Here is a 26,084-nt window from a genome sequence, read left to right on the forward strand (position 1 = left end):
ACGATCCAGCAATCACCCGTACTGGGCAGGCATGTTCCGCGGGGTGGAACGACCCCGTACGCCCCACAGGCACACCGTCCCGCGACACGGAATCCGCCTTGGCCACATCACACGGAGGGGTTGCCTCCCGACACATTCCTCACGACAGGTGAGTAGAGTCCGTCCCCAACACCCCCACGCACACATCAGGAGCCCCTCATGCCCACACAGGAGAACACCACCCTCAAGACCGAGTACGCCGACAAGGTGCGCGCCGACCTGGAGAGGAACCGTTCGGAACAGGAGCGCATCCGCGCGGAGATCGAAACGCTGCAGGCCCAACTGGCCACCCTGGAGTCCGATCACGCTCTCCTGGAGAGCATGAGCGCAGCCCTGGGAGATGAGACCGCAGCCGCAGTGCCCGCACCCCGCCGCGGCAGGAAGGCAGCCGGCATCACACCGGCCAAGAAGACGACCGCGAAGAAGACCGCCGCAGCGGCCAGCAAGCCCGCAGCGAAGTCCGCGGCGAAGAAGTCCGCGGCGAAGACGGCCGTGCAGAAGCCCGTGGACATGGTGCCGCTCACCGACCTGATCCACCAGCACCTCAGCGGCCAGAGCGAGCCGCGTACGGCCCGCGAGATCGCCACAGCCCTCGCCGAGACGCACCCGACCCGCAACATCAGCGACAACCTCGTGCGCACCACCACCGAGCGTCTGGTGGCCCGCAGCCGGGTCGAGCGGGCCAAGCAGGGCTCGACCGTTTACTACACGGCCATCAAGACCGAGACTGCGCCTGAGCCCGCCGAGGAGACCACCGCAGCTGCCTCCTGATCTCAGGCTCCCGCTCCCGCAACGGCATCGGGGCCCGGCAGGCGGCAGCTCACCGCCGGGCCCGGGGTGTCAACGCCGCTGCCCGCCACGGGGAGAGCGCCGCTGGGCGCGCCGGGCCTGACCAGGTGCACGACGCGCGTCATCGTCCCCGCCGGCGGGGGTGGGGGAGGAGAACCCGACCGCCACAGCAGCCGGTGCGGCGGGCGACGGAACACGCTGCTCGGCCCGCTCGGCCCGCTCGGGCCTCTTCAACGATTCTGGTGCGGCCGGGCGGGCCGTGGGGGCGGGGAGGCCGACGACACGCGTGTGGGTCATCAACGGCGCACACACGGTGCACACTTCAGCGAGGTGCCACACCCGGCCCACGGCCGGATCATGTCGCAGTACCAGCACCGTTCCGCCCGAGCAGTGGACCCGCATGCCCTCGTGGGCGGCACACTCCGCCGCGCGACACTGACACGAGGCGTAGGCACGCACCCTCGCGGCCTTGGCGTGCGAGGCCGCGTGCAGGGCGGCGAACCGGCGCAGCCCGGCCACGTCCCGTGACCGTGCAGGCATGGTGCAGGCACCCGTCGAGCAGGACACGGTGGCCGTCCGGTCGGCATGGCCGGTCAGCCGTACCGTCCAGGTCCGGCCCTGCATACGCCCGGTAGGGGTCTCAGTGGGGGGAGTGCTCACGCGCAGCCGTCCGTTCGAGGAGGTCACAGGGTGATGTCGACAACATGATGACTTCCCCGCCGCGTCGACGTCAGCACCTGCCGGCGTCCACGAGTTGGAATCCCGCACGGTGAGTCGCCGACCCGACGGCCGTCCCGTCGGGTCGGTGCCGGTCAGCCGTCTGCCACGCGGAACACTCCACCCACACCTTGACCGGCAGCGTGGAACCGCGATGTGTGGATGCCCGTGGCAAGAGCGCTGTACCGCGGATACGGGCACTGTGCCAGAACCGGCTGCACCGGCACCTCGCGTGCCGTGGAGCGGGAGTCCTCCCGGGCGGTCCGGTTGTCAGTGGTGGTCGGGATGATGGTGGGCATGGACGAGTTGATGCGGGGCCGGGTGTACGGGGCGGACCATGAGGACCCCGATCCGGGTCCCCAGCCGGGCCACGTCTACCGGGAGCTGGTGGGTGGACCGCTGGACGGGCTGCTGCTGGATGTGACCGGATGGAGCGCGACCGAACTGGCCGCCGGCGCTGCTCTTCCCACCGAAATCAGTGCCTTCGGGCCCGGCGGGCGAGCGACCTACGGGCCACGCGCCGATGACGTGAGGCATTGGGACTGGCGGGGCGACATCCGCTGACCCGTCCGCGGGCTTGCGGTCCCAAGGGCTGACGCGCCGAGCGGCACCGGCGTCCCGTCCCGGCGTCGGGAGGCGCCACTCGGCTCGGGCGGGGCGCTCGACCAGGCCGAGGACGGACGCGGAGGTGCAGGGGCCGGAACAGGGGCAGCGGATCGGGCCAGGACGGGTTGCGTGGAGCCGGCGGCAGCAGGAGTTGGAAGGGGCAGCGGCGCACACCGGTCCCCCGGGGCCGGGGACGGGTTCGTGCCCGAAGGTCTGCGTGCTCGGTGCCGTTGCGCTGCCCGCCTCGTGTGCCGGTCCGCTGCTCTGGCTGCGTCCAACGGTCCGGAGAGGGGCCGGTGGTGGGCGCCCGGCCGCCGACACACTTTGAGGTCGTCGCCTTCGGCACGGAAGAAGTCCCGCTCATCCCGGCCCTCAAGGCCGCTCGGGCGGAGAAGGATGCGGCCGACGGCCGCATCCGCCGACTCCTCGCCTGCGCCCGGAAGTTCCACGCGCCCCGCCGCTACTCGCTCAACGAATTGGGGGGGGCCGAGGCCTCCGGCTACACGATCTCGGGCGTGCGCACCGCGTACAACGATGCGGTGGTCGACATGGTGGGGAGCCAGATCGACCGCAAGCCCCGGGACGTGGCCCTGTCCGCTGCCGACGGTGAGCAGTCCTGACCGGAACGGGCGTCAGCGCGGGCGGGGACCGCTTCGCCCGCTGCCAGGCCCGCTACGACGACCTCGTCCGCTACGAACGCGACCTGATTTGGCCACCTGGACGTGAGCGACCATACGTACGTGGTCGTCTCCCTGGTGCCGGACTTGAGCGGCGACTTCACCCTCGACACCATGGCTCTGCGTGCCTTCCGGGAGGAGACGCTCGACGCCGCCTTCCGCGCCGGCTTGAAGGCTGACTCCTGACCTTCCGGTCTCCTGCTTCTCCAGGACCTCTTCATGGGGGTTACCGCAGTGCGGCCGCGATCAGCCCTCGGATCTCCTCCTCGGGTACGCTCCCGCCGCCCAGCAGCCGGTCGAAGACCAGTCCGTCCACGCAGGCCAGCAGGGTAAGAGTGCGGCCCTCAGCATCGGTCACGCCGTGCGCGGCCAGGAAGTTGCGCACGGCGTCCCGTGCGGCGTTCTCGCGCGGCACGAGGATTTCCCGCAGTTCTGTATGCCGCGCGCTCTCGACGGCGCATGCATAGTGCGCGAGGGACCGCTGCCGCCCGTCTCCCGTGAGCCGCCGCTCGACGAAGGCAGCGATCTGGGCTGCCAGTTCATCGATGTTCCGCGGCGCCGACGTCTCTTCCCCCGCCGCCTGGAGCTCCGCCTGGTCGCGTTCGACAAGCCGTCGGACCAGCCCGGTGAGCAGTGCCTGGCGGGTGCGGTAGTACGCGGATGTGGTGCCCGGCGGCATGCTTGCCGCCCGGTCCACGGCGCGGTGGGTCAGTCCCCGCATCCCGACCTCAGCGAGCACTTCAATGGCGGCGTCGGCGAGAACGGTACGTCGATCTGTGGTCACGACCCCTTTCTACACCTGTAGAGATGAAGAGGGTACGCTTCTCTACACCTGTAGAAGAGCGTGGCAGGGGCGTCGGAAGGTAGGGGGCCTGGCATGGGCAGCAGTGCGGTGGTTGTCGGCGGAGGCATCGGTGGGCTGGCCGCGGCGATCGGCCTGCGCCTGATCGGCTGGCAAGTGACCGTCATCGAACGCGCCCCCGTCCTCGACGACGCGGGCGCGGGCATCTCTCTGCACGCCAACGGCATCCGCGCCCTTGACGCCATCGGCGTCGGCGAAGCGGTACGCGCGGCGGCACAGCCGCAGTACACCGGCGGCACCCGTACCCCGGGCGGGGGCTGGCTGGCCCACATGGATGGAGCCGCGCTGGAGCGCGAACTGGGCACTCCGATCGTCGGCATCCCGCGCGCCGCGCTCCACCGGCTGCTCCGCGAGGCTCTGCCGCCCGAGTCCCTGGTGATCGGGGCCGAGGTAACGTCCGTCGACCGCTCCGACCCCGCCCGGGTGCGGGTACCTCTCGATGACACCGTTCTCGACGCGGATCTGGTCGTGGCCGCCGACGGCATCAACAGCCGGCTGCGCACCCAGCTCTTCCCCGGCCACCCCGGGCCCGCCTACAGCGGGTCGACGGTCCTGCGCGCCATCACCGAGCACCCGGTCGATCTGCGGACCGACTTCGCACTGACCTGGGGGCAGGGCGCCGAGTTCGGCCACATCGCGTTCACCGACGGCCGCGCCGAGTGGCACGCCGTCCTCAACTCACCCGCCGACGTGCGCTACCCGGACCCCCTTGCCGAGATGCGGCGCCGGTTCGATGACTGGCACGACCCGATCCCCGCGCTACTGGACGCGACCCGGCCCGAGGCCGTCCTGCATCACGACATCAACGAGCTGGCCACCCCCCTGCCCACCTATTCCGTGGGCCGCATCGCCCTCCTCGGCGACGCGGCCCACGGCATGACCCCGAACCTCGGCCAGGGCGCTTGCCAGGCGCTGGAGGACGCGGTCACACTCGCCGCCGTACTCGCCACCGAACCCGCCGTCGAGGTGGCGCTGACCCGCTACGACACCGAGCGCCGCCCACGTAGCCAGTCCGTCGCCCGCGCCGCCCGCCAGGCCGGCCGCATGGGGCAGCAACTGACCCACCCGCTGGCCATCGCCCTGCGCAACACGGCGCTCCGGCTGGCTCCGTCCCGCGCGAGCGTCCGCACCATCCTGCGCCATGCCGACTGGACACCCCCGCAACTGAGTTGACGGTAGGGGCGCAGGCGTACGGCAACCAGCTTCACGCCACGGCCGGCAAGGCACCGCCGCAACTCGTGAAGGGGGGCCGACCAGGTTCCCGGCTCCCACCTTCGGTTTCCTGCTGATGTGCCCAGCGCGGGAGGAGGCGTTGTACTCCGGTTGCGGGTCCGCCGGTTCACAACCGCCCACCTCACCAGGACAACCTCTCAGGCATGTGGGCCATGGCCGAGGCCTCAAACGGCAGAGGCGATTGCAGAGAAGCCGTCCGGCGGAGCACTATCGCTCTCGACGCTTGTGTGCAGCTCTTAGGTCTGGAGCACTCAGGAGTTGGAGGGACGGGCGGTCGCGCCCCGCGCGTCCGGAGCACCGGTCGGCGTCCCGAGGGGTGCCGGCGGCCAGGGATGTTCATGCCGGGCTTCCGAAGGCTCAGTTGCCGATGAGGCTGTTCAGCACGGGCACGCTGCCGCCGAAGCCGGCCAGCCCGGCGAGCGCCGCGCCGGCGGTGTTGCCGGTGCTGAAGTAGGTGAGGACGCCGGCGATCGCCCCCACGAAGGCGGCCATCAGGAGGACGATGGCGGTACGGGCAGGCAGGAACGGTTTCGGGTCCTCGGGCCCCGGGGCGGGGGGCGGCGTCGGGACGGCGGTCACGTGAACTCCCGGTGGACGCAACGGTTTTCGATGCCGCTCATACGTCGCATACGTCCAGTCACCCCACGGATTTTCTTGTCTCGTACCCGTTCTGAAGAATCTTGGAACAGTCCGTGGGGTGCCCGCGAGAGGCGCACTTACAAGGGGTCGTCTGCGTCACCGACCGGCACGGGAGCTTGCGAGTGGGCTGGCCGGGCGGGGATGGAGTCGGCCCCGTGCATCTCCAGGGGGCGGATGGATGACGACCGGAAGGGGCGAAATGCAGGGCGACGACGCGGGCGGAGTGTCCGCGGCCGCGCGCGCCCGGGACCTACAACCTCCAGGTGAACCCGAAAAGCGCGACCTCGGGGCACCCGTCTCTGCCGACGATCTGTGTGAGATGGATGCCCGGCATCACCATGACGCCCGGCGGCAGCAGGAGAGCATCGACCGGAGAATCGCGGACGAAGAGATGATCCGGGTCCTCTCCAGGGCCGGCTTTCAAGGCTCCCTGTACGAGAGGTTCGCCGAAGAACTCGCCCGGTACGGAATCTCTGTGCTGCGAGGCTGGATGCACTCGGGGTTCATCTTCAAGCTCGTCGCCCGGCGCGGCTATGGGCTCAACCCCCACGAGCTGGAGCTGGAGGAACTGGTCTCCAACAGCGATCTGCGAGAGGAGCTGGCGACCATGACCGTAGCCTGCGCCCTGCCTCGCTTCCGTCAACGTGCATTCGTCGAAGGCGGCTGGCAGATCGAGGGCGGAGCCAGCATCACCACCTACTTCATGGGCGCCTGCGCGTACGACTTCCCCAACGAGTTCCGAAGGCACCGCGCCGGCGAGGAACGACAGCGCCGCGTGTTGCGGAGAGAGCAGCATTTCTACGAGCCCGCGGTCGGCAAGCTGAGCGTGGCCGAAGAAGTGATCGGAAACCTGCGGGTGCTGGACATCATCGGAGAGGTCAAGGACCCACGAACGCAGGCGGCCGTGGCCCTGACCGTCGACCGTTACTCGCAGGAAGAGATCCGCCAGCTGCTCGAGGCAGAGAGCGTCCGGGCCGTTGAGGGACTCTTATACCGGTGGCGACAGAAAGAGAAGAAGCACCAGGGAGCGGGTGAGGACCGTGGATGACCAGGACTTCGACGCGCTGATGGAACGATCTTCTCTCGGGTCCTCAGGGGCCCGGGAACTACGCGAACGCACCTCTCCGACAAATGCCCGGACGGTTCGTCAGGTCATGGAGCTGCGCGACGTCACCCGCCACTCCGGCGACCCTGCGATCGAGCGAGCCATACGGGAGCTGGCGCGCGCTCTCCTGACGGACGCCGGCCACCAGGCGGCGGTGGAGCAGGCCATTCGGCACTTGCTGAACGCAGCTGCCTCTGCCCCCGCCGTCGATGAGCGGGCAGTCCGGCACATCATTGCGTCCCACCTGAGGTCTGTCCCTGACCTCGGGGCGGACCCCGGCACAGATGCGCAGATCTTCGAGGAAGACTGGCTCCGCCGCGCCGCTGACGCCGGCAATACCGGCGCCGCGAACAACCTGGGCGTGCTGCTGGCGGAGGCGGGGCGGACCGAGGAGGCGGAGGTGATGTACCGCCGCGCCGCTGACGCCGGCCACACCGGCGCCGCGAACAACCTCGGCCTGCTGATGCACAAGGCTTACACACCCCAGTCGCCCCCCAGGACTGGCCGGCGATCCCTGCTCGTGCTGACGCACGCTCCGGGACCCTCCACCGACGTGCTGCCTGCCCTCGGACTACTCCTGCACCAGGTCCGGGTCGCGCCGACCGAGACGTCGGCCCTGATCCACGCCCCGGGCCCGGACGTCATCCTGGTCGACGGGCGTCGAAACCTGCCACAGGTGCGCTTGCTGTGCCAGCAACTGCACTCCGCTCAGCCCCGCTGCCCACTCATCGTTGTCGTCACCGAGGGCGGTCTTCCGGCCGTGACCGCAGACTGGGGCATCGACGACGTTCTCCTGGACACCGCAGGCCCCGGTGAGGTCGAGGCGCGACTGCGGCTCGCGAAACCGGGACGACACGCAACAGGACGCCGACAGGCGACCACACGCACTCCTGCGACGGGGGAGAGCCGTACCAGCGAACTGGCGATTGACGAGGCGGCATACAACGTGACGCTGGGGGGCCGCGTGCTGGACCTGACGTTCAAAGAGTTCGAACTGCTGAAGTACCTTGCGCACCATCCCGGCCGGGTCTTCACTCGCGCCCAGCTGCTACAAGAGGTCTGGGGCTACGACTACTTCGGCAGCACACGCACCGTCGACGTCCACGTACGGCGGCTGCGCGCCAAGCTCGGCCCCGATCAGGCGTCGCTCATCGGCACCGTGCGGAACGTGGGTTATCGCTTCGTCGCCCGGGAGAGCGCCCAACCAACTGCCGAGAAGGCCGTGAGGGAGCAAGCTCGAGCCGAATGGAGGCCCTGCGTCGACGCGTCCGTGCGGTGAGGCACCCCGGCCACCCCGCGTGCCGCCTTCCTGGGGGCACAAAAAGGAATGCTGGACCCGTCGGATCGCGCGCCACAGGAAGGTCACAACGACGGTCCGATGCGCTTCAGGGGAGTCCCCACAAGGCTTCGGCGCCGGAACCTCGGCCGGATCAGCACGGGACACCGGCGCGGTACGGCACCGGTGTCCCGTGCTGATTGATCCACTCCTGAGGGGCTTTCGCCGTCGCGCCAGTTGAAGCGGACGCAGTCCTGGAACCACTGGTCGGGCAGTTGGCGTGGTCGCTGTCGATCATCTGGAAGCCGTGGCCGAGGTCACCGACGACGTCGTGCAGCAGTTTTGGACCTAGTGCTCCGGACCGTCCCCGCTCGAAGCGGGAAGAACACTTCCCGCTTCGCGAGCTCATCGGACGCGGTTGGGCCACCCCGGCTCGCGCGGGAAGAACGACCGGCCCTTGGTGTCTCGTCCGGGGGAGTCACCGGCAGGCCCGTGACGTGCTCAACCTCGTGCTCGGGCGGGTCGGTCGACTGCACGCAATGGGCATCCGGTGCCGACGCGCGTAGCGAGTTCGGTCCGCAGGGTGGCGAGTTCGGCCATGCGGGCGTCGATGACCTGGATCTTCTCCTTGAACAGTGCGGACAGCGCTTCCGCGGCGTCCGGCGCTTCGCGTAGTTCTTCGCCGTGCCGCGCGATCTCGGCCAGTGAAAATCCGAGTACCTGCGCGGTGCGGACATAGTGCAGCCAGGCCACTGTCTCGGGCGGGAAGTCGCGATACCCGTTGGTCAGCCGCCGGCCTGTGACGAGGCCGACCTTCTCGTAGAAACGGATGGTGTCCCTGGTCATGCCCGCCTGCGCGGCCAGCTCTCCGATACGCATGACCCTCCGTCGGATGATGGGCTTGACCTTGGAGCGTACTCCACTGTTTACCGTGAGGCGTCGCTGCCCCGAGACCAGCAGGAGCCTCAAAGTGATCCGTCTCTTAGCCCCCGCACGTCCCGCCTATCTTCGCGTCGTACGCGTGAGCGCCTGGTACGACCTCATCGTCACGGCGGGATTCGCGACGCCGTGGACGTACGCGCTGGTGCACGAAGCGCTGTCATCGTTGGGCAACACGCTCAGGCTGGGCGTCCTGCCCGAACTCGACCCGATGCAGACCCTGTACGCGAATCTGATGGGTTCGGTCGTGGTCGTCTGGGCCGTCCTGCGCATCGTCAGGCCGCTGCCGGTGCACGGACTGCTCGACGGCATCGCGCGCACACTGTTCGCGGCATGGCAGGCGTACGCGCTCGCCCATGGCGCCACGCAGTTGCTGTGGCTGTTCCTCGGCGTCGAGGTGGCGTTCGGCCTCGTCCAGCTCGTGCCGTGGTGGCGGAACCGGCACACCGACCTGGTGGACGACTATGCAGGCCCGGCCTGAAAGAAGTGTTGTTCTCGAAGAGAAGATGTGGCTCCACGCAGTCACGGGGAACTCGGCGGCCGCCCCGGCGAACGGCTGTGCCGGAAGATGTGACGCCGTGGTCCTGTGGAACACCCGGTGTCTGGACGCGGCTGTCGCCCAGCCACGACCTCAAGGACGATGACGTGGCCCGGCTGTCCCAGCTGAAGGACCGGAACATCAACTTCCTGGGCCGCTGCCAGTTCAACATCACCGCCAGCGGCCCCGGCCGGGGCCAATGTCCGGGGCTGGAGGACTTCACCTCAATCGAGTCGCCGTCCCCACAAGCCCCAGTACTGAGTGCGGTATCGGCGACGAGCCGCCTCATCCTTGACCGGTGGCTCCGGAGACTGGACCGTGGAAGGCAACGGGCGGCCTGTCCCGACCCTGACACGCCGACCTGCCCTCTCGGCGCGAGCAAGCTGGTGAGCACAGGGCTACCGCTCTGGGGTCGATTCTCGGCGGCGTGTGGCGTTGAGGCTGCCGAGCAGGGAGAGCGCCTGGGAGCTGGGACTTCCTGGTTCTGCGTGGTAGATCACGACCTGCTGACCAGGTGCACCGCGTACGTCGAAGGACTGGTAGGTGAGTGACAGGGTTCCGACCTCGGGGTGGATGAGTTCTTTGGCGGCGTGGGTTTTTCCGTAGATGGTGTGCGAGGACCAGAGCGTGGCGAATTCCTCGCTCGTTTCGGTGAGGACGCTCACCAGTTCCTGCAGGCGTGGGTAGTGCGGTTCGAAGCCGGTGGCCTGGCGCAGGCTGGAGACGACCGCCTCGGCCGCACGGTGCCACTGCGCGTAGAAGCTGCGGCCTGCGGGGTCGAGGAAGGTCATGCGGGCCAGGTTTTCCGCTTTCCCGAACGGAGAGAAGAGCGCGTCGGCCAGGCTGTTGGCTGCCAGGAGGTCCAGGGCCGGGTTGAGGACGAATGCCGGGGTGTTCGTGTACCCGTCCAGCAATTGACTCAGCATCGGGCTGACCGTCTCTCTCGGCTGTGTCCGGTGACCGTCCGGCAGGGTGTCCGCCAGCCGGTACAGATGGTCACGTGCCTCGCGGTCCATACGCAGGGCGCCGCTGATCGCGTCGAGAATCTGCGGCGAGGGGCTGTGCTCGCGGCCCTGTTCCAGACGGGCGTAGTAGTCAGTGTTCATGCCGGCCAGGACGGCGACCTCCTCCCGCCGCAGCCCGGCCACCCGGCGCCGACCGTAGGAGGCCAGCCCGACGTCGCCGGGCCGCAGCCGTGCACGGTGTGCCCGAAGGAAGTCCCCGAGATCGTTGCTGGTCACCTCTTCAGGTTAGACCGATCCCCGGCTGTGTACCTGGGTGTGCCGTACCCGGGCACAGCCTGTCCTGGCTGGTCCTTCCGCCGCCGCCCAGACTCCGGAGAGCGAGCTGGACGGAAGTACGGAAGGGAATGCGATGAGGGAACAGTCGAGCCCTGCGGAAGGGGCCGGTGAGAGGGCGGATGTGGTCGGTGTGTGGGTGACCGCGGACGGGCACATCCGGCAAGAGCTGCGTGCCGACGGCCGTTACGACGAGGCTCGCGGGACGCGTCGCAGTGCCTATAGCGGCCGTTACACGCTGACCGGCAGTCATCTCGACTATGTCGACGACACCGGGTTCACCGCCACCGGCGACATTCGTGACGGTGTGCTCCACCACGAGCACCTCGTTCTCCACAAGGAGGAACAAGCATGACGCAGACCACCAAGGCCGTGGCCATCACCGGTGCGAGCAGCGGCATCGGCGAGGCGACCGCACGCCGTCTGGCGGCGGACGGGCACCGGGTCTTTCTCGGCGCGCGCCGTACCGGCCGACTGGAGCGGCTGGTTGAAGAGATCACCAAGGACGGCGGCACCGCCGCCTTCCGAAAGCTGGATGTCACCGACGCGGCAGACACGCGCGCGTTCATCGATGCGGCGCTTTGCGAGTACGGCCGGATCGACGCCCTCGTGAACAACGCGGGTCTGATGCCCCTCTCCCCGCTGGAAGCGCTCAAGACCGATGAGTGGGACCGCATGATCGACGTGAACGTGCGGGGAGTCCTGCACGGTATCGCCGCCGCCCTGCCCGCGATGCGCGCACAGGGCGGCGGGCACTTCGTGAACATCGCCTCCGTCGGCGCGTACGAGGTCTCTCCCACCGCCGCCGTCTACTGCGCCACCAAGTTCGCCGTCCGCGCGATCTCCGAAGGGCTGCGCCAGGAGTCCGCCGGGGACATCCGGGTCACCCTCGTCTCCCCGGGCGTGACCGAGTCCGAACTCGCCGACAGCATCTCCGACCTGGAAGCCAGGGAGGCGATGAAGACCTACCGCGCCGTAGCACTGCCTGCCTCGGCCATCGCGGAGGCCATCGCCTACGCCATTTCCCAGCCTTCGCAGGTCGACGTGAACGAAATCGTCGTCCGGCCCGCCGCGAGCGTCCAGTGACCCGGCTCGGAAGGAAAGGAGCCGATGTGCAACCCACTGCCGCCGACTACGACAGCCTGGTCCGAAGACTGCGGGACCTGGAGGACAAGGAAGGTCTGCGCACCCTCATGATCCGCGGGTGGAGGGCGCTGGACCGCAAGGACTGGCAGACCTGGATCGACTGCTGGGCGGAGGAAGCGGTGCTGGAGTTCGGGCCATGGGAGAAAACCCACGGGAAGGAGGCGATCCGGGCGAAGGTGGAAGAGGCGGAATCGCCCTACCCGAGCATGCAGCATCACATCCTCAACATGCACTTCGACGTAGAGGGCAACCGGGCGACCGGCATCGGCTACATGTGGTTCGTCGCTGTCACCGCACGCGGAAAGACCTGCTCCCCCTACTCCATGGGCGGTCCCTACGACTGGGAATTCCGTCGGGGCCCGAACGGCTGGCTCCTCGTCCGCCAAAGGCTCGGCGTCTGGTGGACCGACGGTGAGGACAGCCTGAAGACCTTCGAGTAGACGCGGTCCCCCAGATACGCACATTCCGCGTCCGAACCTTCCGGGCGGGGAACGCGGCTGCCCGAGCGTCGCTGTTCCACCGACAGCCCGCCCCCGGCGCCCCTTGTCGCGGCCATCAACGAGTGGCTATGACGCGCAGGTCACCCCGTGGCAAGGCCAGCTCATAGCGGCTGACCCAGGTGGCCGGACCATCCTCCAACCGCTGACCAGGAGCACCGCCCACCGGCACGTCTCCGCGGTGCGCGAAGCCATGGGCCTCGTAGTAGGCACGCAGCCGATCATTGGACGTCACGCAGTCCAGCCGCAGGGAGTTGGCGCCCCGCTGCCGTGCGGCATTGGCTGCCCAGTCGAGAATGCGGGCCCCGATCCCCGCCGCCCATCGGAGCACGGCCATGCGGTGCACGTAACCCGCCGCGCCGTCGGCATCCGCCCACAGTGGATCCGACCAGTCCATGGTGACCGTCCCCGCCACCTTGTCCCCGGCAGCCACCAACCACGTATCGCCCCGAGAGATGGCTTCCTCCACCCATGTGGCCTCAAAACGCGCAGGCCATTGTCTGATCCCGCGTGCGTTGAGCCATCCCGCCGCCTCATCCAGCACGCTCAGCACCTCGTCCATACGGTCGACGCCGACACGCTGGAAGACGACCTCCACGCCATGCCAATCCGCTGTCATGGCCTGAATGATCGCAGCACTTCCGATACACGCCCCAGGTAGTGCCAGATGGGCTGGCGCTCACCGTCGGAGGCGGGTCCGGCCGGTCAGTCCGACCAGATGATCGAGAGCCTGCTGGGTGATGTAGTGGTCGGGGTCCGCGAATTTCGGGTGCCGGCGGATGAGGCAGTTGTCGACGCCCTGCTACTGGAGGTGGGCGGCGAGGGTGCCGACCAGCAGGTGATTGTCGACGAGGGCGTCGGTGAGCGCATAGAGCAATAGGCGTCGCCACTCGGCCGGTTGGCTCGCGTGACTGCGGCCCAGCCCCACTGCGGTGTCGAGGCACGCGTGGTCGAAGGACACGTCAACCGGATCAAGATGCTCTTGTTCATGCTCCCGTGTGGCGCTGTCCGGGCTCTTCGCCCCTGACACGAGCCACGCACGTGCGGTTTCCGGAGAGACGGAAGGCCCATGCTCCCTCAACAGAGCACGGGCCTTCGTCATGTACGACCGGCGCAGGCGTCAGCCCAGCTCTCCTCGCTCGACGCAGAACTCGTTACCCTCCGGATCGGCCATGACGACCCAGCCCCTGCCGTCCGGCAGGGTGTGGTCCGCGAGCTGCCGGGCACCCAGCTCCAGGGCCCGCCCGACCTCCTGGGCCCGGTTGCGACCCGTCGGCTGCAGGTCGAAGTGGACGCGGTTCTTGGCCGTCTTGCCCTCCTCTACCCGTACGAACAGCAGACCTGGACCACCGTCCGGGTCCTCGATCAGCGCCTCCGGATCACCCGGTTTGTCCTCGTCGGACACCGGGCGCCCGAGCAACGCGCTCCAGAACTGGGCGAGTTCGTACGGCTCGCCGGTGCAGTCGAAGGTGATGTGGCGGATGGTGGGGTTCAACGGCCTTCTCCCTGGGGTCTGTTCACGTCGTCGCTCCGCAGGATGTCGGACGCGCAGACCACTGTCGAACGATTTCCGGTCGCCGCCTCACACCACGTGCGGTTTTTTCCTCCGTGAAGTTGGACGCCGGGATGCCCTGGCCCTGGAAGCGGGACGGAAGCCTTCGAACGGCCCCAAACGGCGTCAGGTGATCTTCCGCCTCCACGATGCCCCCCGATCCCGCCACGGGAGGAAGCCCTCTTCGAGATCTATCTGGTGGCTCACAGTCGCCGCCAGATGGCGGCCCAACCCCCACGCGGACGTACTTGCCTCATGCCTCTCCCGGACCTGGACCACCTCATCGCAGAAGTAGACAGGACCTGCGACACCGCACACCGCTCCGGAGAACAAGGGCAGCCCGACTGGCTTGCCCTGCTGACGGTCGCCGCCCAGCTCGGTGGCCAACTACAGGCCCTGGCAGACGACTTGGTCGAAGAGTACGTCGAGCACTGCCGCATGCACGGCTGCTTATGGACCGACATCGGGTCCGCTCTGGGAGTGACTCGGCAGGCGGTGCAGCAGCGCTTTCACGCACCCCACAAGCGATACAGCCCCGAGGCGATGACGGAAAACCTCTGTCGGGCGATGGTCCACGTGAAGCAGGCGGCAGTGCACCACCGCAACAACTGCATCGGCACCGAGCACCTTCTGTGGGGTCTCACCGCCGAGGAGAACAGCGCCACCCGGCTCTTGCAGGCCGCTGGCGACTCACCCGACGCCGTTCACCAGTCCGTCGGCACCCGGCTGAGCATGGGCGCCTCCCAGGCAGCCGAACGCATCGGATGGACTCCCCACTCCCGCAAGGCAATCGACACTGCGGAAGCAAGATCTGAGCAACGCGGTTCCGACCACATCGACTGCGATGACCTGCTGGTCGGCCTTGCCCAGGTCGGCCGCGGAGTGGCCGCAACGGTCCTGGCCGACGCCGGCTTCAATCTGACGGCCCTCAACGACACGTCCGCAGACGCTCACCCATCGGACCACCGGTGAACACATCCCCGTGGGACATGAAGGCGCGACCCCCAGTCGGGCTCGTACGAGGTGGCTGCCTCCCAGGGGCCGAAGCCGTCGGCCAGCAACCACAGGGAGGCACCTAGGCTGCACGCGACGACGCCGGTCTCCCCTTCGGAGCCGAGGAAGACGACAGGCTGCTCGACCAGCGCCCGACCTGGGCGGATCAGCCAGAACGCGGCGTATTCGCCGGTGTCATCCTCGCTCTGGCTGCGCGGCAGGGAATACGGCCCTGTCGCGCATCGCGCATCGCGGGCCCGGGGTCAGGCGGGGAGGGCTTCGACGGTGGGGACGACGGTGCCGAACAGGTCGGTGATCGCGGTCAGGGCGGCGGCCTGGAGGGTGGCGGCGGGCAGGACGGTGCCGTCGGGGGTGGTGAGGGCGCGGGTCGCGGTGGTCTCGGCGACGACGGTAGGCCGGTAGCCGAGATTGAAGGCGCCCTGGGAGGTGTAGTTGACGCACATGTGCGTCATAAAGCCGGCCAGCACCAGGTCGTTGCCCCTGCCTGGTTCGATACCCAGGTCGCGCAGCGTCTTCTCCAGTTCCGTGGCGTGGAAGGAGTTGGGGAACTGCTTGACCACGACCGGTTCGCCTTCTGTCGGGGCGACTTCGTCGCTGATGGCCCCGACGTGGGCGCGGATGTCGTAGGGGTGTCCTCGCCGCCGTCGTTGATGATGTGGATGACGGGGGTGCCTGTGGCGCGGGCACAGTCCAGCAGGCGGGCGCCCGCCGCGAGGGCTTCCTCGGCGCCGTCCAGGGCCATGACGCCGGTGCGGTAGGTGTTCTGGAAGTCGATCATGATCAGGGCGGACTCGCTCAGCCGGGGCGGGTGGTTGTCCAGGCCGATCACGTCGCGCAGGGTCGTCGAGGGCTGATTCGTGCTCATTGGGTGCCTTTCATGGGGGAATTGGGCATGGCGAAGCTATCTGCCTCGCCTGCGTGCTGGGGGGGTGGAGCGGGTCAGGTGGTCTGGGCGCGGAAGCGGCGGCGGTAAGCAGCGGGGGTGGTGGCGAGCTGCCGCCTGAACGCCCGATGCAGGGTTTCCACCGAGCCGAGCCCGGCAGCGGCCGCGACCTGGTCGAGCGGGCCGTCGGTGGTCTCCAGCAGGCGCCGGGCAACCTCGACCCGGGCGGCTTCGACGTAGGCGCCGGGACTGCTGCCCGTCTCCTGTTTGAAGACGCGGGCGAAGTGCCGCTCGCTCAGGCACATCCGGGCCGCAAGGGCATCTGCCGACAGGTCCCCGTCGCAGTGGTCGGCGATCCACAGCCGCAGGTCGTCGATGTCACGGCGGTCCGAGGCGGGCCGGCTGAGGGGGACGGAGAACTGGCTCTGGCCGCCCTGGCGTCTGAGGTACATCACCAGCTGCCGCGCCACTGACAGGGCTACGTCCTCGCCCAGGTCCTCGGCCACCAGAGCCAGAGCCAGGTCCAGGCAGGCGCTGATCCCGGCCCCGGTCCACAGCCGGCCGCCATCGGTGCGGACGAAGATCGGATCCGGGTCGACCGTGACGGCCGGGTGGTCGACCGCGAGTTGGGCGGCGGTCGACCAGTGGGTGGTCGCCGTCTTCCCGTCCAGCAGCCCGGCCGCCGCCAGCAGGTGCGCGCCCACACACACCGACGCCACCCGCCGGGCGTGCGGGGCGGTCTCCTTGACCCAGGCCACGACATCGGGGTCGATGCGGGCGGTGGGGCCGTCGTCGGTCATGTCAACCGCGCCGGGCACCAGCAGCGTGTCCACCTGCCCGCCGACCTCCTCGAAGGTCAGATCGGCCAGCAGTCGCACACCCGCCGACGTCCGCACCTCGCCGACGACCGGCCCGGCAAGGCGGACCTGGTAGCCGGCGCGGCCCGCGGTCTCCCGGTTGGCCAGCGCGAACACCTCGGCCGGGCCGGTGACGTCGAGGAGATCGACATCAGGGAAGACCGCGATGACGACACGGTGCGAGATGGGCATGAACCCATCCTCACCGCCACCACCAATGACCGCAATGACGGTTCCCTGTCACATCCAGACATACGGCTGGGTCGAAGGTGCCTACCGCGTGCCCGAGCGCCACCAACGGTGGCGAGACGACTGGCCAACTACCGATCGGAATGGCCAACTATCGGTCGGCATCACACCAGTCGTGGCTGACTACCCAGGCGTGGTGCCAGTTCGAAACGGCGGAGCCGGACCAGATCACCTGAGACCACATCCGGCATCCAGTCACCCAGGACCAGATCAACCGAGATTCCCAGCATGCCTACGTCTCAACTGATCCGGTCCCCGCGGGTCACAGTTCTGGGGCAGTGCCAGATCGTTTGAGACGGGACACCGATGCTGCCCTGCTGAATCTCATCCAGCGGGGTGGAGCGCTGTTAAGGGACTGATGCGGGTGGGGGCTCGGTGCTGCCCGGTGAGGTGGGCGTCGATGCCGGCGAGGTTGATGGCGGCGCCGGTGGGCTGGTGTTTGGAGACTGGTTTCGGCGAGCCGTCGGTAGCGGGATCTGCGCAGGCGGCAAACGTTGAACGCCCTGGGAGATGGTGCACCGCGGCTGGGGGGAACTGTCTCTGTTGGAGAGGGAGATCGGCCGGGTGTCCGAGGCGGTGGGGAGGAGCTGTGCCGGCCGCTGACCAAGGGTGAGGCCAGAGATGTGGCGATGCGGGTGGCGGCGGGGCTTTCGAAGCCGAGTACCGCCGTCCCCCGGCAGACGGACCGGAGTTGAGGGGGTTCAACGAGCGTGCGGGGTACGGGTGACGGGACCGTGGGGAACGTCCGGCCCGGGCGTGCCGATGGTCTGGCTGCGCAACCGTAGGCGCCCTCTGCTTCGGTCCACCCCCGCTGGCGCGGGAAGAGCACTTCCTGACCTGCGCTCTTGGAGGGGCCTTGCCGCTGCTTGACCACGGTCTTGCGGGGGTCCGGCCGGTGCGCTTCCACGCTGATCCGCCGGGAGCGGTCGCATTGCAGCCTCAAGCCGTCGCGGATGGTCCTTGATCAGTCAATGGTGTCCGTAGCCTCGGTCGCCCTCATCAGGAGTCCGGCGGGACCTCGGCTCCAACAGCGTGTACCCGGTCCTTGTCAGAGCGAAGGCTTTTCCTGTCGCATGCATGTGCGACATCGTCTCGCGTGTGCGAAGAAATGTGCAGAAGCGTCGTTACCGAGTTTCTGTCCGCCGAGCGGGTGATGTGCCGGGTGGCGCAACCGGTGGTGCGCCGGAGCATGCAAGGGCTTGCTTTTGATCATTGAGCGGATCGGTGTAGCGGACAGTGAATGTCAGGGTCACGCTCGCCGCATATGCGGATCCGATACGGGCGCTTGTTACGGAAATGTCCGCAAACGGTAACGTGCGCCGGTTGGCCTGCCGCCGGCCGCGCCGGGCGCCCCAGAGTTTGGGTCCTCGGACCAGCACGGTCCGGGAACCCGCACCGCACCACCAGCTCACATCGGCTTGTGGAGCACCGTTCTTGAGGAGACGTCACCTATGTCTGCTTCTCGCACCGCCCGCCGTATCGCCGCGACCGCCCTCGCGGCCGGCGCCGTTGTCTCCGCCGTCGCCCTGCCGGCCTCGGCCGACGACAACGACCGCGGCCGGCACCACCAGCGTTCCCAGGTCGTGATCGGCGGCGTGCAGGCCGACAGCCCCAGACGCGGCATCGGCACCAACCGGTCGCTGAACGCCGAATGGGTCGATATCACCAACAACACCCGCCGCAGCGTGGACCTCGACGGCTGGACCCTGCGCGACGCGGACGGCAACCGCTACCGCTTCCATGACGTCCGCCTCCCCGGCCGCGCCACCGTCCGCATTCACACTGGCGCCGGCCGCGACACCCGCACCGACCTCTACCAGGGCCGCCGCACCTACGTCTGGGACCGCTCCGACACCGCGACTCTGCGCGACGACCGCGGCCGCACCGTCGACATTGAGTCCTGGGGCCGCGGCCACCACCACTGACCCAGCCGGTGAGGGCCGTCCGACCGTCGACACCGGATGACCCAACCCTCCGTGAACCGTGTGCCCGGGCAGCCTGACCTGCCCGGGCACACGTGCCGTGCGCCCGCACCACCGACCCGAGCGAAAGACTGCTACGGCACTCAGCAAACAGCAGCGCACAGCTCCCGTGGCGGGACGTGTGGTTGATGCGGTCAAGGGCCCCGTTCGATCGACCTGAGGATGAGGCCACGGCTCAAGCCCGTCAGGTGCCCACCGCCGAGGCCGCAGCTCTACGACCTCGCACACACCAATGGGGAGGGGAGATCGTTGTGGCTATGAGACTCGCGGGGCTGCCCGGCGGAGAGTGGATGATCCCGGACGCGCAGGGCCGGAAGCACAGCTACGACTCAGAAAACGAAGCCTTCGAAGAACTCCCCGAGTACGGGGAAGGCGCCACGGTGTGGACCCGCGAGGTCTATCGGGCTCTGCTCATCACGAGGTCGGTCGACGGCTGGCAGCAGGTCCCCAACGCCCGCGGACAGTGGGCCCGTGACGACGGGTCCGGTGCTCCTGCGCTTCGTTCGCACGCCGAGCGGGAGCATCCCAAGCTGGTTTGCCACCCAGGACCAGTCTCTGCCGAGGGGCTCCGCCGTGCGGGCTCGAGCACCGGTACTGCCAGGGCCCGACCGCAGAAGGCGGTCGGGCCCTGATCCTCCGCGGCCGCGATCGCCGCCCCGCCCGAGTGACACGGACACTCAAGCGACGGTTGAAAGAGATCCACGAGGAGTATGTCGGGATGAAGTGCAACTGGAAGCGGGGATGTGCCGGCAACCATTTGTGCACCGCGGGCGCCTCGTGGGCGGAGAGGTTGTCGCAGATCACGTGGACTGCCAGGCCGGGTTCGGTCCGGCCGTCGCTCTCTCCGAGGAAGTCCCGGAAATCGACCGCCCGATGCGGGGCGGACAGTGTGCTGATCACCTTGCCGGTCGCGGTATCCAGGGCCGCGAAAAGGTCGACGGTGTCGTGCCGGACGTAGTCGAAAAGGCCATCGCCAGTCCGGCCGGGTCGAGCGTGCCGCGTGCCCTGTGCCCCGCGCACAATCGGCGTCGGAGGAGTCGTCTTCCGCGCCCATGGGCCTGCGACGCTGCGCGTTCGTACTGTCTCTCTTCACACGCAGCGGACGACTGTGAGGACCTGAGATGCACTTTGCGGAACTGCCCGATGTGCGAGCAGCGCGCAGCCCGAATGCGCCCAGCCTGGCCGACGATGTGTTGGACCTGGACAATGCGGAATTTCTGGCCGAGGTGCGGGCGGCCGCCGCGTGTTTGAGGCAGCGCGGGATCGGGAGCGGCGACGTGGTGGCGGTGATGCTGCCCAATCGCGTCGAATTCGTGGTCGCGCTCTTCGCGGCCTGGCGGCTGGGCGCGGCAGTGACCCCGGTGAATCCGGCACTGACCGCCAACGAAGCCGAATACCAGATGGCCGACTCGGCGGCGAAAGTCGTCGTCGGTCAGGATGATGACGGCCTGGACCTGTCCGTGCCCAGGATCGATGTCGCGGAGCTCCGCACAACCGCTGGGTCCGCAGGCACCGCGAACGCCGCGGGGGAGGCATGGGGCGGGCGGGGTGAGACGCCACCCGCCACCGACGCACTCGCGCTGCTCATCTACACGAGCGGCACGACGGGAAGGCCCAAGGGCGTCATGCTCTCCCACGCCAACCTCGAGGCGATGTCCACGATGATGATCGAGGTGTCGCAGGTGGCCCAGGACGACCACAGTTTGCTGATCCTCCCTCTCTTCCACGTCAACGGCATCGTGGTCAGTGTGCTGTCGTCGCTGCTCGCGGGGGGCAGAGTCACTGTCGCCGGACGCTTCAAGGCCGAGACGTTCTTCCGTACCATCGAGGCGGTACGCCCGACCCGTTTCTCGGCCGTCCCCGCGATCTATGCGATGCTGATGGAACTCCCGGAATCGGAGCGGCCCGACACCTCCTCCGTCCGGTTCGCGGCATGCGGGGCCGCGCCGATGCCGGCCGAGCTCATCGAACGCTTCGAGGGCCGCTACCGGATCCCGATCGTGGAAGGCTACGGCCTCTCGGAAGGCACGTGCGCGTCGACGTCGAACCCCCTCGACGGCCTGCGTAAGCCCGGCACCGTGGGCCTTGCCATGCCGGGCCAAGAGGTTGCCGTCATGGATCCCTCAGGCCGCCTACTGCCGCAGGGCGCTACCGGTGAAGTCGTTGTCCGCGGCCCGAATGTGATGCGTGGTTACCTCAACCGGCCCGGGGAGACCGCTCGTACGGTCGTCGACGGCTGGCTCCACACCGGTGACGTCGGCCAGTTCGACGAGGACGGCTACCTGGTGCTGGTGGACCGAATCAAAGACCTGATCATCCGCGGTGGGGAGAACATCTACCCCAAGGAGATCGAGTCGCTCCTCTACAGCCACCCGGGGGTGTTCGAGGCGGCTGTCGTGGGGCAGGCGCACGAGGTGTTCGGTGAAGTGCCCGTGGCCTTCGTCGTGTTGCGTCCCGGCGCGACCGTCACGACCGAGGGCATCCTTGAGTACTGCCGCGGTTCGCTCTCCCGCTTCAAGCTCCCGGAGCGGGTCATCGCGGTGGAGACACTCCCCAAGAACCCCGTCGGAAAGACGGACAAGCCCGCTCTGCGGGCGGAGCTCGTCTCCCACGCGTTCCCGGCCGTCTGAGCCGCTTCCTCCTCTGTTCCGCCCCCGGGCGAGAAATGAAGGTTCGTCATGGGATTCATCACGCCGAATCTGGCCGACTTCGACCTGAAGAAATGGCGGTCGCGGCCGTATCTGCAGCGCATTCGTCCACTCGCCCAGCACTGGGCCGAGAACGGCTTCGGCACACCGGGGGCGGTCTACGTCCTCTACCTCCTCAAGATCGTGGGCTATGTGCTCGGCGGCGTCGCCGTCACCGCGGCGACGCCAGGACTCGGGTCAATTGGTGACGTCGCGTCATGGTGGACCGAACCGATCGTCTACCAGAAGATCGTGATCTGGACGCTGCTGTTCGAGGTGCTCGGCTTCGGGTGCGGATCGGGACCCCTGACGCTGCGCTTCGTGCCGCCGGTCAGTGCCTTTCTGCACTGGCTGAGGCCCGGCACCGTCCGGCTGCCTCCGTGGCCGGGTCGTGTGCCCCTGACCCGGGGCACGCGCCGCACCGCATTCGATGTGGCGCTGTACGCGGCTGTCATCACCTCGGCGGTGTGGCTGCTGATCTCCCCGGCAAACGCCGGGCCGGTGCCCCGCGAGAACGCACTCGGCCTGATCGAGCCGGTCCGGCTGATTCCCCTGGCTCTCTCCCTCGCGCTGCTCGGGCTGCGCGACAAGACCGTGTTTCTCGCCGCCCGCGGCGAGCAGTACGGGCTGACGCTGCTGGTCTTCTGCTTCCCGTTCACCGACATGATCATCGGGCTCAAGCTCGTTATGGTGGCGCTGTGGTGGGGCGCGGCGACGTCCAAGCTCAACCGCCACTTCCCGTTCGTCGTGGCCATCATGATCAGCAACAGCCCGCTGCAGCACGTCAAGTGGCTCAAGCGCAAGCTTTACCGGGGTTACCCGGACGACCTGCGCCCGTCCAAAGTGTCCGGCTTCGCCGCCCACATGGGCACCGTCATCGAGTACGTGGTGCCCCTGGCACTCCTGCTCTCCGACGGCGGCATCACCACGACCGCCGCGCTGACGCTCATGGTCGTCTTCCACCTCCACATCATGTCGACCTTCCCCATGGGCGTGCCGCTGGAGTGGAACGTCTTCTTCATCTTCTCGGCGCTGTTCCTCTTCGGGCACTACGCGGAGATCGGGGTGTCCTCCCTGGACTCTCCGTTCCTGGCCGTCCTGTTGCTGGTGTGCCTGGTCGCCGTGCCGGCGCTGGGGAACGCCAAGCCGCACCTGGTGTCGTTCCTGCCCGCGATGCGCTATTACGCCGGGAACTGGGCTACCAGCACCTGGTGCTTTCGCAGGGGGACAGAGGAGAAGCTGAACGCGCACATCACCAAGGCCGCCGGTATGGCCAAGGATCAGCTCGTCACAATCTACGGAGAGGATCTCGCCGAGCTGATGCTGCACAAGGGCATGGCCTGGCGTTCGATGCACACACACGGCCGGGCGCTCAACGGCCTGCTTCCCCGCGCCCTGGACGACACGGAGGCCTACGACCTGCGCGACGGCGAGTATGTGGCGGGCGGGATCCTGGGCTGGAACTTTGGCGAAGGCCACCTGCACAACGAACAACTCCTGGAGGCGGTACAGGAGCGTTGCGGTTTCGAGAAGGGCGAGCTGCGCGTCATCATTCTTGAATCACAGCCCCTGCACAGGCAGCGCCAGCATTACCGCATCGTGGATGCCGCAACCGGCCGGATCGAGGAGGGGTACGTGGACGTCAAGGACATGGTCACCCGGCAGCCGTGGCTTGCCGACGACGATGCCTCGATACCCGTGCGCACCGTCGACGCCGGCGCGCGGCCCGTGGACGCACAGGCGGAGACCGTGCATGAGTGACGCGATCGTGGTGGGGGCCGGCCCGAACGGGCTGGCCGCCGCCGTGGCCCTCGCCCAGCAGGGGATGGCGGTCACGGTTGTGGAGGCCGCCGAGGAGATCGGCGGCGGAGCCAGGAGCAGCGAGCTGACCGTGCCCGGCGTGCTGCACGACCACTGCTCCGCCGTACACCCGATGGCTGTCGCCTCCCCGTATCTGCAGTCTCTTGCTCTGGAGCGGTACGGCCTTCAGTGGCTGTGGCCCGAGGTGGATCTCGCGCATCCCCTGGCCTCGGGGCGGGCGGGGGTGATGGTCCGCTCGATCGAGGAGACCGTCGGCTCGCTCGGCGCGGACGGCGCGGCCTGGCGCAGCCTGTTCGGCCCGCTGGCGTCGGGGTTCGACGCGCTGGCCGAGGACCTCTTCAGGCCGATCGTGCATGTGCCCGCGCACCCGGCTCACCTCCTACGGTTCGGCCTGCGGGCGCTGTTGCCCGCTACCGCCATCGCTCGCCGCTGGCGGAGCGAGGAGGCGCGTGCCCTGTTCGCCGGGGTGGCGGCGCACGCCTTTCACCCGCTGACCCGACCCACCAGCGCTGCTGTGGGACTGATGCTCACCGCCGCCGGGCACCGGTACGGCTGGCCGGTGGTCCGTGGGGGCTCCCGCAACCTTGCCCAGGCGCTGGCCGCACTGCTCAAGGAGCGCGGCGGCACGATCGAGACCGGGGTGCGGGTGCGTTCCCTCGACGAGCTGCCCCCGGCGAGGGCGGTTGTGCTCGACGTCGCTCCGGGTGCCGCCGCCGACATCTGCGGGGACCGCATGCCCTCCCGCGTGGGGCGCGCCTACCGGAAGTGGCGCCACGGCCCGGGGGCGTTCAAGGTCGACCTTGCCGTCGAGGGCGGGGTGCCGTGGAGCAACGAGGCTTGCCGCCGGGCCGGTACCGTGCACCTGGGCGGCACCCTGGAGGAGGTCGTCCACGCCGAGCGGGAGGTCGGCCTGGGCCGCATGCCGCAGCGCCCGTTCGTGCTGCTCTCCCAGCAGTACCTCGCCGACCCCGGCCGCTCGGCCGGAAACGTCCACCCCATCTATGCGTACGCGCATGTGCCGCACGGCTACACAGGCGACGCAACGGAAGCCATCCTGGACCGCATTGAGCAGTTCGCCCCGGGATTCCGCGAGCGTATCGTCGGCCGCTTCGTCCGCCAGACCGCCGAACTGCCGCTCTACAATCCGAACTACGTCGGGGGCGACATCGTGACCGGCGCCAACACAGCCCTGCAGGTGGCGCTGCGGCCCCGCGTGGCCCTCGACCCGTACAGCACCGGCATCCCCGGCGTCTTCCTGTGCTCGGCGGCCACCCCGCCCGGCCCCGGAACCCACGGCATGGGAGGCTTCAACGCCGCAAAGTCCGCCTTGCGGTTTCTCACCCGGTGAGCGGGCAGGAAAGGAGCGCCGACGTGAGCACGCCTTCGGACCCGGTCGCGCGGGTGGCGCTCGCCGTACTGCCCCAGCGCGAGGAACTCATTGCCACGCTCATCGCCATCATCGAGCGGGAAATCGCGGTCCTCGACCACGACGAGCGGCTGCACAGCCTGCTCGAAGCGAGCGTCACGGAGAATGTCGTCACCGCCCTGCACGTCATGAGCAACGGCATCGACCCGCGGACGGTGGACGCACCGCCCTCGGCCGTCTCCTACGCCCGCCGGCTCGCACAGCGCGACGTCCCCATGTCGGCGCTGCTGCGCGCCTACCGGCTGGGCCAGGCGCGCTCCCTCGACCTTGTTCTCGACAAGGCCATGAGTCTGCCGGGCGCGAACACCGCGAGCACGGTCATCTCGCTGGTCGGCATAGCCGCGGCGTACGTCGACAGGGTGTCCGAACAGGTCGCCCGGGCCTACGAGGACGAACGCGAACGCTGGGTGAGCAGCAGAGGTGCGCTACGCCAGCACTGGGTCGGTCAGCTGTTGCACGCTGCGTCTCCCAACGTCGAACAGGCCGAGGCCGCCCTCGGCTACCGGATGGCCGGGACCCACCTCGCGGTGGAAGGGTGGGTCAACCGCGGGGCTGGGCCGGTCGATGCCATGGGCATCCTGGAGCGCCTGAGTTCCCTCCTGCAGCGGGAGTTCCACGCGCGGGACGAACCTCTGCTTGTGCCGACTGACGAGATGGACGTGCGCATCTGGTTCCCGGTGAAGGCCGCCTGCCCGGCTGTCGACCCCGACGCGGTGGCGATGGCACTGGGGCGGGCGAAGCTGCCGGTGCGCGTTGCCATCGGCAACGCCCGCCCCGGCCTGGAGGGCTTTCGCCGCAGTGCCCGCAGCGCCTCGCGGGCCAAGGCGGTCGCGCTGGCAGCGGGCGACGCCGCGCCCCGTGCGGTCTCCTTCGCTCAGGTGGCTCCACTGGCCCTGCTGGCCGACGAGCCTGACGAGCTGGCGGACTTCGTCGCCGACACCCTCGGCGGCCTGTCGGTGGACGATCCGTGGCGAAATTCCCTGCGCGAGACTCTGCGGGTCTTTCTTGCGACCAACCGCAGCTACGCCGCCACGGCCGAGCAGTTGACGGTGCATCGCAACACGGTTCACTACCGCGTCCAGCAGGCCGTCGAGAAGTACGGCGTTCTTGTGGAGGACAACGCGTTCGAGCTCCAGCTCGCCCTGGCCATCTGCCACTGGCACGGTGCCACCGTCCTGCGCCCGGCTGTCCAGTGAAGCGCCACGAGCCTGGCATCCTCCTGGGGGTTACCAGGCGCGTTGCGCCCTCCGGT

27 protein-coding genes and 3 pseudogenes are annotated in these 26,084 nt (G+C 68.7%); 19 read left to right on the top strand and 11 right to left on the bottom strand.

Annotated elements, in window-relative coordinates; translation table 11 throughout:
• The first annotated feature begins 198 nt into the window (after nucleotides 1-198).
• The gene (locus ACFYXH_RS22125) at nucleotides 199-810 is read left to right on the top strand and encodes a hypothetical protein (RefSeq protein ID WP_389565509.1); all 612 of its coding nucleotides are present in this window, start codon (nucleotides 199-201) and stop codon (nucleotides 808-810) included.
• Nucleotides 811-879: 69 nt separating this feature from the next.
• On the opposite strand, the gene ACFYXH_RS22130 is transcribed toward ACFYXH_RS22125, so the two are convergent.
• Nucleotides 880-1,488, bottom strand: coding sequence for a hypothetical protein (locus ACFYXH_RS22130; RefSeq protein ID WP_389565511.1), 609 nt, complete (start codon nucleotides 1,486-1,488; stop codon nucleotides 880-882).
• A 354-nt stretch (nucleotides 1,489-1,842) separates the two neighbouring features.
• On the opposite strand from ACFYXH_RS22130, the gene ACFYXH_RS22135 reads away from it, so the two are divergent.
• From ACFYXH_RS22135 to ACFYXH_RS22145, 3 genes are all read left to right on the top strand, one after another.
• A complete protein-coding gene (locus ACFYXH_RS22135) occupies nucleotides 1,843-2,109 on the top strand; it encodes a hypothetical protein (RefSeq protein WP_389565808.1) in 267 nt (88 codons plus the stop codon).
• A 341-nt stretch (nucleotides 2,110-2,450) separates the two neighbouring features.
• A complete protein-coding gene (locus ACFYXH_RS22140; protein WP_389565514.1) occupies nucleotides 2,451-2,771 on the top strand; it encodes a hypothetical protein in 321 nt (106 codons plus the stop codon).
• Nucleotides 2,772-2,873: 102 nt separating this feature from the next.
• The gene (locus ACFYXH_RS22145; RefSeq protein WP_389565516.1) at nucleotides 2,874-3,014 is read left to right on the top strand and encodes a hypothetical protein; all 141 of its coding nucleotides are present in this window, start codon (nucleotides 2,874-2,876) and stop codon (nucleotides 3,012-3,014) included.
• A 40-nt stretch (nucleotides 3,015-3,054) separates the two neighbouring features.
• Here ACFYXH_RS22145 and ACFYXH_RS22150 read toward each other — a convergent pair whose 3' ends face one another.
• A complete protein-coding gene (locus tag ACFYXH_RS22150; protein WP_389565519.1) occupies nucleotides 3,055-3,612 on the bottom strand; it encodes a TetR/AcrR family transcriptional regulator in 558 nt (185 codons plus the stop codon).
• 93 nt (nucleotides 3,613-3,705) lie between these two features.
• Between ACFYXH_RS22150 and ACFYXH_RS22155 the strand changes: the two genes are divergently transcribed.
• Nucleotides 3,706-4,863 (top strand): FAD-dependent monooxygenase, encoded by a 1,158-nt coding sequence (locus ACFYXH_RS22155; RefSeq protein WP_389565522.1) that lies wholly within the window; start codon nucleotides 3,706-3,708, stop codon nucleotides 4,861-4,863.
• Between the two features lie 417 nt (nucleotides 4,864-5,280).
• Here the strand turns inward: ACFYXH_RS22155 and ACFYXH_RS22160 are convergent, their stop codons facing one another.
• The gene (locus ACFYXH_RS22160) at nucleotides 5,281-5,502 is read right to left on the bottom strand and encodes a hypothetical protein (protein ID WP_389565525.1); all 222 of its coding nucleotides are present in this window, start codon (nucleotides 5,500-5,502) and stop codon (nucleotides 5,281-5,283) included.
• A 238-nt stretch (nucleotides 5,503-5,740) separates the two neighbouring features.
• On the opposite strand from ACFYXH_RS22160, the gene ACFYXH_RS22165 reads away from it, so the two are divergent.
• Together ACFYXH_RS22165 and ACFYXH_RS22170 are read left to right on the top strand one after the other, a co-directional pair.
• Nucleotides 5,741-6,610, top strand: a complete 870-nt coding sequence (locus ACFYXH_RS22165) for a hypothetical protein (protein ID WP_389565527.1) — start codon at nucleotides 5,741-5,743, stop codon at nucleotides 6,608-6,610.
• A 520-nt stretch (nucleotides 6,611-7,130) separates the two neighbouring features.
• Entirely contained in the window at nucleotides 7,131-7,946 is an 816-nt protein-coding gene (locus ACFYXH_RS22170; RefSeq protein WP_389565810.1) for a winged-helix domain-containing protein, read from the top strand.
• A 498-nt stretch (nucleotides 7,947-8,444) separates the two neighbouring features.
• Here the strand turns inward: ACFYXH_RS22170 and ACFYXH_RS22175 are convergent, their stop codons facing one another.
• The gene (locus ACFYXH_RS22175) at nucleotides 8,445-8,822 is read right to left on the bottom strand and encodes a MerR family transcriptional regulator (protein WP_389565530.1); all 378 of its coding nucleotides are present in this window, start codon (nucleotides 8,820-8,822) and stop codon (nucleotides 8,445-8,447) included.
• A 91-nt stretch (nucleotides 8,823-8,913) separates the two neighbouring features.
• Between ACFYXH_RS22175 and ACFYXH_RS22180 the strand changes: the two genes are divergently transcribed.
• On the top strand, nucleotides 8,914-9,363 hold the full coding sequence (locus ACFYXH_RS22180; protein ID WP_389565533.1) for a hypothetical protein: 450 nt from the start codon (nucleotides 8,914-8,916) through the stop codon (nucleotides 9,361-9,363).
• A 455-nt stretch (nucleotides 9,364-9,818) separates the two neighbouring features.
• Here the strand turns inward: ACFYXH_RS22180 and ACFYXH_RS22185 are convergent, their stop codons facing one another.
• Nucleotides 9,819-10,661, bottom strand: a complete 843-nt coding sequence (locus ACFYXH_RS22185) for a helix-turn-helix transcriptional regulator (protein ID WP_389565535.1) — start codon at nucleotides 10,659-10,661, stop codon at nucleotides 9,819-9,821.
• Between the two features lie 133 nt (nucleotides 10,662-10,794).
• Between ACFYXH_RS22185 and ACFYXH_RS22190 the strand changes: the two genes are divergently transcribed.
• The 3 genes from ACFYXH_RS22190 to ACFYXH_RS22200 are packed head-to-tail and all read left to right on the top strand — an operon-like array spanning nucleotide 10,795 to nucleotide 12,304.
• On the top strand, nucleotides 10,795-11,073 hold the full coding sequence (locus tag ACFYXH_RS22190; protein ID WP_389565538.1) for an Atu4866 domain-containing protein: 279 nt from the start codon (nucleotides 10,795-10,797) through the stop codon (nucleotides 11,071-11,073).
• Nucleotides 11,070-11,804 (top strand): SDR family oxidoreductase, encoded by a 735-nt coding sequence (locus ACFYXH_RS22195; protein ID WP_389565541.1) that lies wholly within the window; start codon nucleotides 11,070-11,072, stop codon nucleotides 11,802-11,804. Before ACFYXH_RS22190 ends, ACFYXH_RS22195 begins: the two co-directional genes overlap by 4 nt.
• A gap of 26 nt (nucleotides 11,805-11,830) precedes the next feature.
• Nucleotides 11,831-12,304 carry a nuclear transport factor 2 family protein gene (locus tag ACFYXH_RS22200; RefSeq protein WP_389565543.1) on the top strand — a complete coding sequence of 158 codons (474 nt, stop codon included), beginning with the start codon at nucleotides 11,831-11,833 and terminating at the stop codon, nucleotides 12,302-12,304.
• 115 nt (nucleotides 12,305-12,419) lie between these two features.
• On the opposite strand, the gene ACFYXH_RS22205 is transcribed toward ACFYXH_RS22200, so the two are convergent.
• On the bottom strand, nucleotides 12,420-12,980 hold the full coding sequence (locus ACFYXH_RS22205; RefSeq protein WP_389565546.1) for a GNAT family N-acetyltransferase: 561 nt from the start codon (nucleotides 12,978-12,980) through the stop codon (nucleotides 12,420-12,422).
• Nucleotides 12,981-13,079: 99 nt separating this feature from the next.
• Between ACFYXH_RS22205 and ACFYXH_RS22210 the strand changes: the two genes are divergently transcribed.
• Nucleotides 13,080-13,241, top strand: a complete 162-nt coding sequence (locus ACFYXH_RS22210; RefSeq protein ID WP_389565548.1) for a hypothetical protein — start codon at nucleotides 13,080-13,082, stop codon at nucleotides 13,239-13,241.
• Nucleotides 13,242-13,481: 240 nt separating this feature from the next.
• On the opposite strand, the gene ACFYXH_RS22215 is transcribed toward ACFYXH_RS22210, so the two are convergent.
• The gene (locus ACFYXH_RS22215) at nucleotides 13,482-13,856 is read right to left on the bottom strand and encodes a VOC family protein (RefSeq protein ID WP_389565550.1); all 375 of its coding nucleotides are present in this window, start codon (nucleotides 13,854-13,856) and stop codon (nucleotides 13,482-13,484) included.
• A gap of 312 nt (nucleotides 13,857-14,168) precedes the next feature.
• Between ACFYXH_RS22215 and ACFYXH_RS22220 the strand changes: the two genes are divergently transcribed.
• On the top strand, nucleotides 14,169-14,885 hold the full coding sequence (locus ACFYXH_RS22220; protein ID WP_389565553.1) for a Clp protease N-terminal domain-containing protein: 717 nt from the start codon (nucleotides 14,169-14,171) through the stop codon (nucleotides 14,883-14,885).
• A 44-nt stretch (nucleotides 14,886-14,929) separates the two neighbouring features.
• Here ACFYXH_RS22220 and ACFYXH_RS22225 read toward each other — a convergent pair.
• The 3 genes and pseudogenes from ACFYXH_RS22225 to ACFYXH_RS22235 all read right to left on the bottom strand — a co-directional run.
• A pseudogene (locus tag ACFYXH_RS22225) lies at nucleotides 14,930-15,109 on the bottom strand (SMI1/KNR4 family protein); the annotation flags it as partial.
• A gap of 60 nt (nucleotides 15,110-15,169) precedes the next feature.
• Nucleotides 15,170-15,792, bottom strand: a pseudogene (locus ACFYXH_RS22230) (isochorismatase family protein).
• A 74-nt stretch (nucleotides 15,793-15,866) separates the two neighbouring features.
• A complete protein-coding gene (locus ACFYXH_RS22235; RefSeq protein WP_389565556.1) occupies nucleotides 15,867-16,859 on the bottom strand; it encodes a GlxA family transcriptional regulator in 993 nt (330 codons plus the stop codon).
• 1,508 nt (nucleotides 16,860-18,367) lie between these two features.
• Between ACFYXH_RS22235 and ACFYXH_RS22240 the strand changes: the two genes are divergently transcribed.
• Nucleotides 18,368-18,841, top strand: coding sequence for a lamin tail domain-containing protein (locus tag ACFYXH_RS22240; protein ID WP_389565559.1), 474 nt, complete (start codon nucleotides 18,368-18,370; stop codon nucleotides 18,839-18,841).
• A 314-nt stretch (nucleotides 18,842-19,155) separates the two neighbouring features.
• A complete protein-coding gene (locus ACFYXH_RS22245; RefSeq protein ID WP_389565832.1) occupies nucleotides 19,156-19,530 on the top strand; it encodes a hypothetical protein in 375 nt (124 codons plus the stop codon).
• A 76-nt stretch (nucleotides 19,531-19,606) separates the two neighbouring features.
• Here the strand turns inward: ACFYXH_RS22245 and ACFYXH_RS22250 are convergent.
• Nucleotides 19,607-19,918: pseudogene (locus tag ACFYXH_RS22250) on the bottom strand (transposase); the annotation flags it as partial.
• 101 nt (nucleotides 19,919-20,019) lie between these two features.
• Here ACFYXH_RS22250 and ACFYXH_RS22255 point away from each other — a divergent pair.
• From ACFYXH_RS22255 to ACFYXH_RS22270, 4 genes are read left to right on the top strand one after another with little or no spacing between them, the layout of a single operon-like run.
• The gene (locus tag ACFYXH_RS22255) at nucleotides 20,020-21,528 is read left to right on the top strand and encodes a class I adenylate-forming enzyme family protein (protein WP_389565561.1); all 1,509 of its coding nucleotides are present in this window, start codon (nucleotides 20,020-20,022) and stop codon (nucleotides 21,526-21,528) included.
• Between the two features lie 48 nt (nucleotides 21,529-21,576).
• Nucleotides 21,577-23,346, top strand: a complete 1,770-nt coding sequence (locus tag ACFYXH_RS22260; protein WP_389565563.1) for a DUF3556 domain-containing protein — start codon at nucleotides 21,577-21,579, stop codon at nucleotides 23,344-23,346.
• Nucleotides 23,339-24,754: a phytoene desaturase family protein gene (locus ACFYXH_RS22265; RefSeq protein ID WP_389565565.1), complete on the top strand. Its 1,416-nt coding sequence runs from the start codon at nucleotides 23,339-23,341 to the stop codon at nucleotides 24,752-24,754. The genes ACFYXH_RS22260 and ACFYXH_RS22265 overlap by 8 nt, the downstream gene beginning before the upstream one ends.
• A 23-nt stretch (nucleotides 24,755-24,777) precedes the next feature.
• Nucleotides 24,778-26,028 carry a PucR family transcriptional regulator gene (locus tag ACFYXH_RS22270; RefSeq protein WP_389565567.1) on the top strand — a complete coding sequence of 417 codons (1,251 nt, stop codon included), beginning with the start codon at nucleotides 24,778-24,780 and terminating at the stop codon, nucleotides 26,026-26,028.
• Nucleotides 26,029-26,084: the final 56 nt, after the last annotated feature.

Source organism: Streptomyces sp. NPDC002730 (assembly GCF_042888805.1).
Classification (GTDB): Bacteria; Actinomycetota; Actinomycetes; order Streptomycetales; family Streptomycetaceae; genus Streptomyces.

Bases quoted from the DNA above. Each gene is read 5' to 3' on its own strand.
- ACFYXH_RS22125 (WP_389565509.1), top strand. From the start codon at position 199: ATGCCCACACAGGAGAACACCACCCTCAAGACCGAGTACGCCGACAAG.
- ACFYXH_RS22135 (WP_389565808.1), top strand. From the start codon at position 1,843: ATGGACGAGTTGATGCGGGGCCGGGTGTACGGGGCGGACCATGAGGAC.
- ACFYXH_RS22155 (WP_389565522.1), top strand. From the start codon at position 3,706: ATGGGCAGCAGTGCGGTGGTTGTCGGCGGAGGCATCGGTGGGCTGGCC.
- ACFYXH_RS22165 (WP_389565527.1), top strand. From the start codon at position 5,741: ATGACGACCGGAAGGGGCGAAATGCAGGGCGACGACGCGGGCGGAGTG.
- ACFYXH_RS22170 (WP_389565810.1), top strand. From the start codon at position 7,131: ATGCACAAGGCTTACACACCCCAGTCGCCCCCCAGGACTGGCCGGCGA.
- ACFYXH_RS22175 (WP_389565530.1), bottom strand. From the start codon at position 8,822: ATGCGTATCGGAGAGCTGGCCGCGCAGGCGGGCATGACCAGGGACACC.
- ACFYXH_RS22190 (WP_389565538.1), top strand. From the start codon at position 10,795: ATGAGGGAACAGTCGAGCCCTGCGGAAGGGGCCGGTGAGAGGGCGGAT.
- ACFYXH_RS22195 (WP_389565541.1), top strand. From the start codon at position 11,070: ATGACGCAGACCACCAAGGCCGTGGCCATCACCGGTGCGAGCAGCGGC.
- ACFYXH_RS22205 (WP_389565546.1), bottom strand. From the start codon at position 12,980: ATGACAGCGGATTGGCATGGCGTGGAGGTCGTCTTCCAGCGTGTCGGC.
- ACFYXH_RS22210 (WP_389565548.1), top strand. From the start codon at position 13,080: ATGATCGAGAGCCTGCTGGGTGATGTAGTGGTCGGGGTCCGCGAATTT.
- ACFYXH_RS22220 (WP_389565553.1), top strand. From the start codon at position 14,169: ATGCCTCTCCCGGACCTGGACCACCTCATCGCAGAAGTAGACAGGACC.
- ACFYXH_RS22235 (WP_389565556.1), bottom strand. From the start codon at position 16,859: ATGCCCATCTCGCACCGTGTCGTCATCGCGGTCTTCCCTGATGTCGAT.
- ACFYXH_RS22240 (WP_389565559.1), top strand. From the start codon at position 18,368: ATGTCTGCTTCTCGCACCGCCCGCCGTATCGCCGCGACCGCCCTCGCG.
- ACFYXH_RS22245 (WP_389565832.1), top strand. From the start codon at position 19,156: ATGAGACTCGCGGGGCTGCCCGGCGGAGAGTGGATGATCCCGGACGCG.
- ACFYXH_RS22255 (WP_389565561.1), top strand. From the start codon at position 20,020: ATGCACTTTGCGGAACTGCCCGATGTGCGAGCAGCGCGCAGCCCGAAT.
- ACFYXH_RS22260 (WP_389565563.1), top strand. From the start codon at position 21,577: ATGGGATTCATCACGCCGAATCTGGCCGACTTCGACCTGAAGAAATGG.
- ACFYXH_RS22265 (WP_389565565.1), top strand. From the start codon at position 23,339: ATGAGTGACGCGATCGTGGTGGGGGCCGGCCCGAACGGGCTGGCCGCC.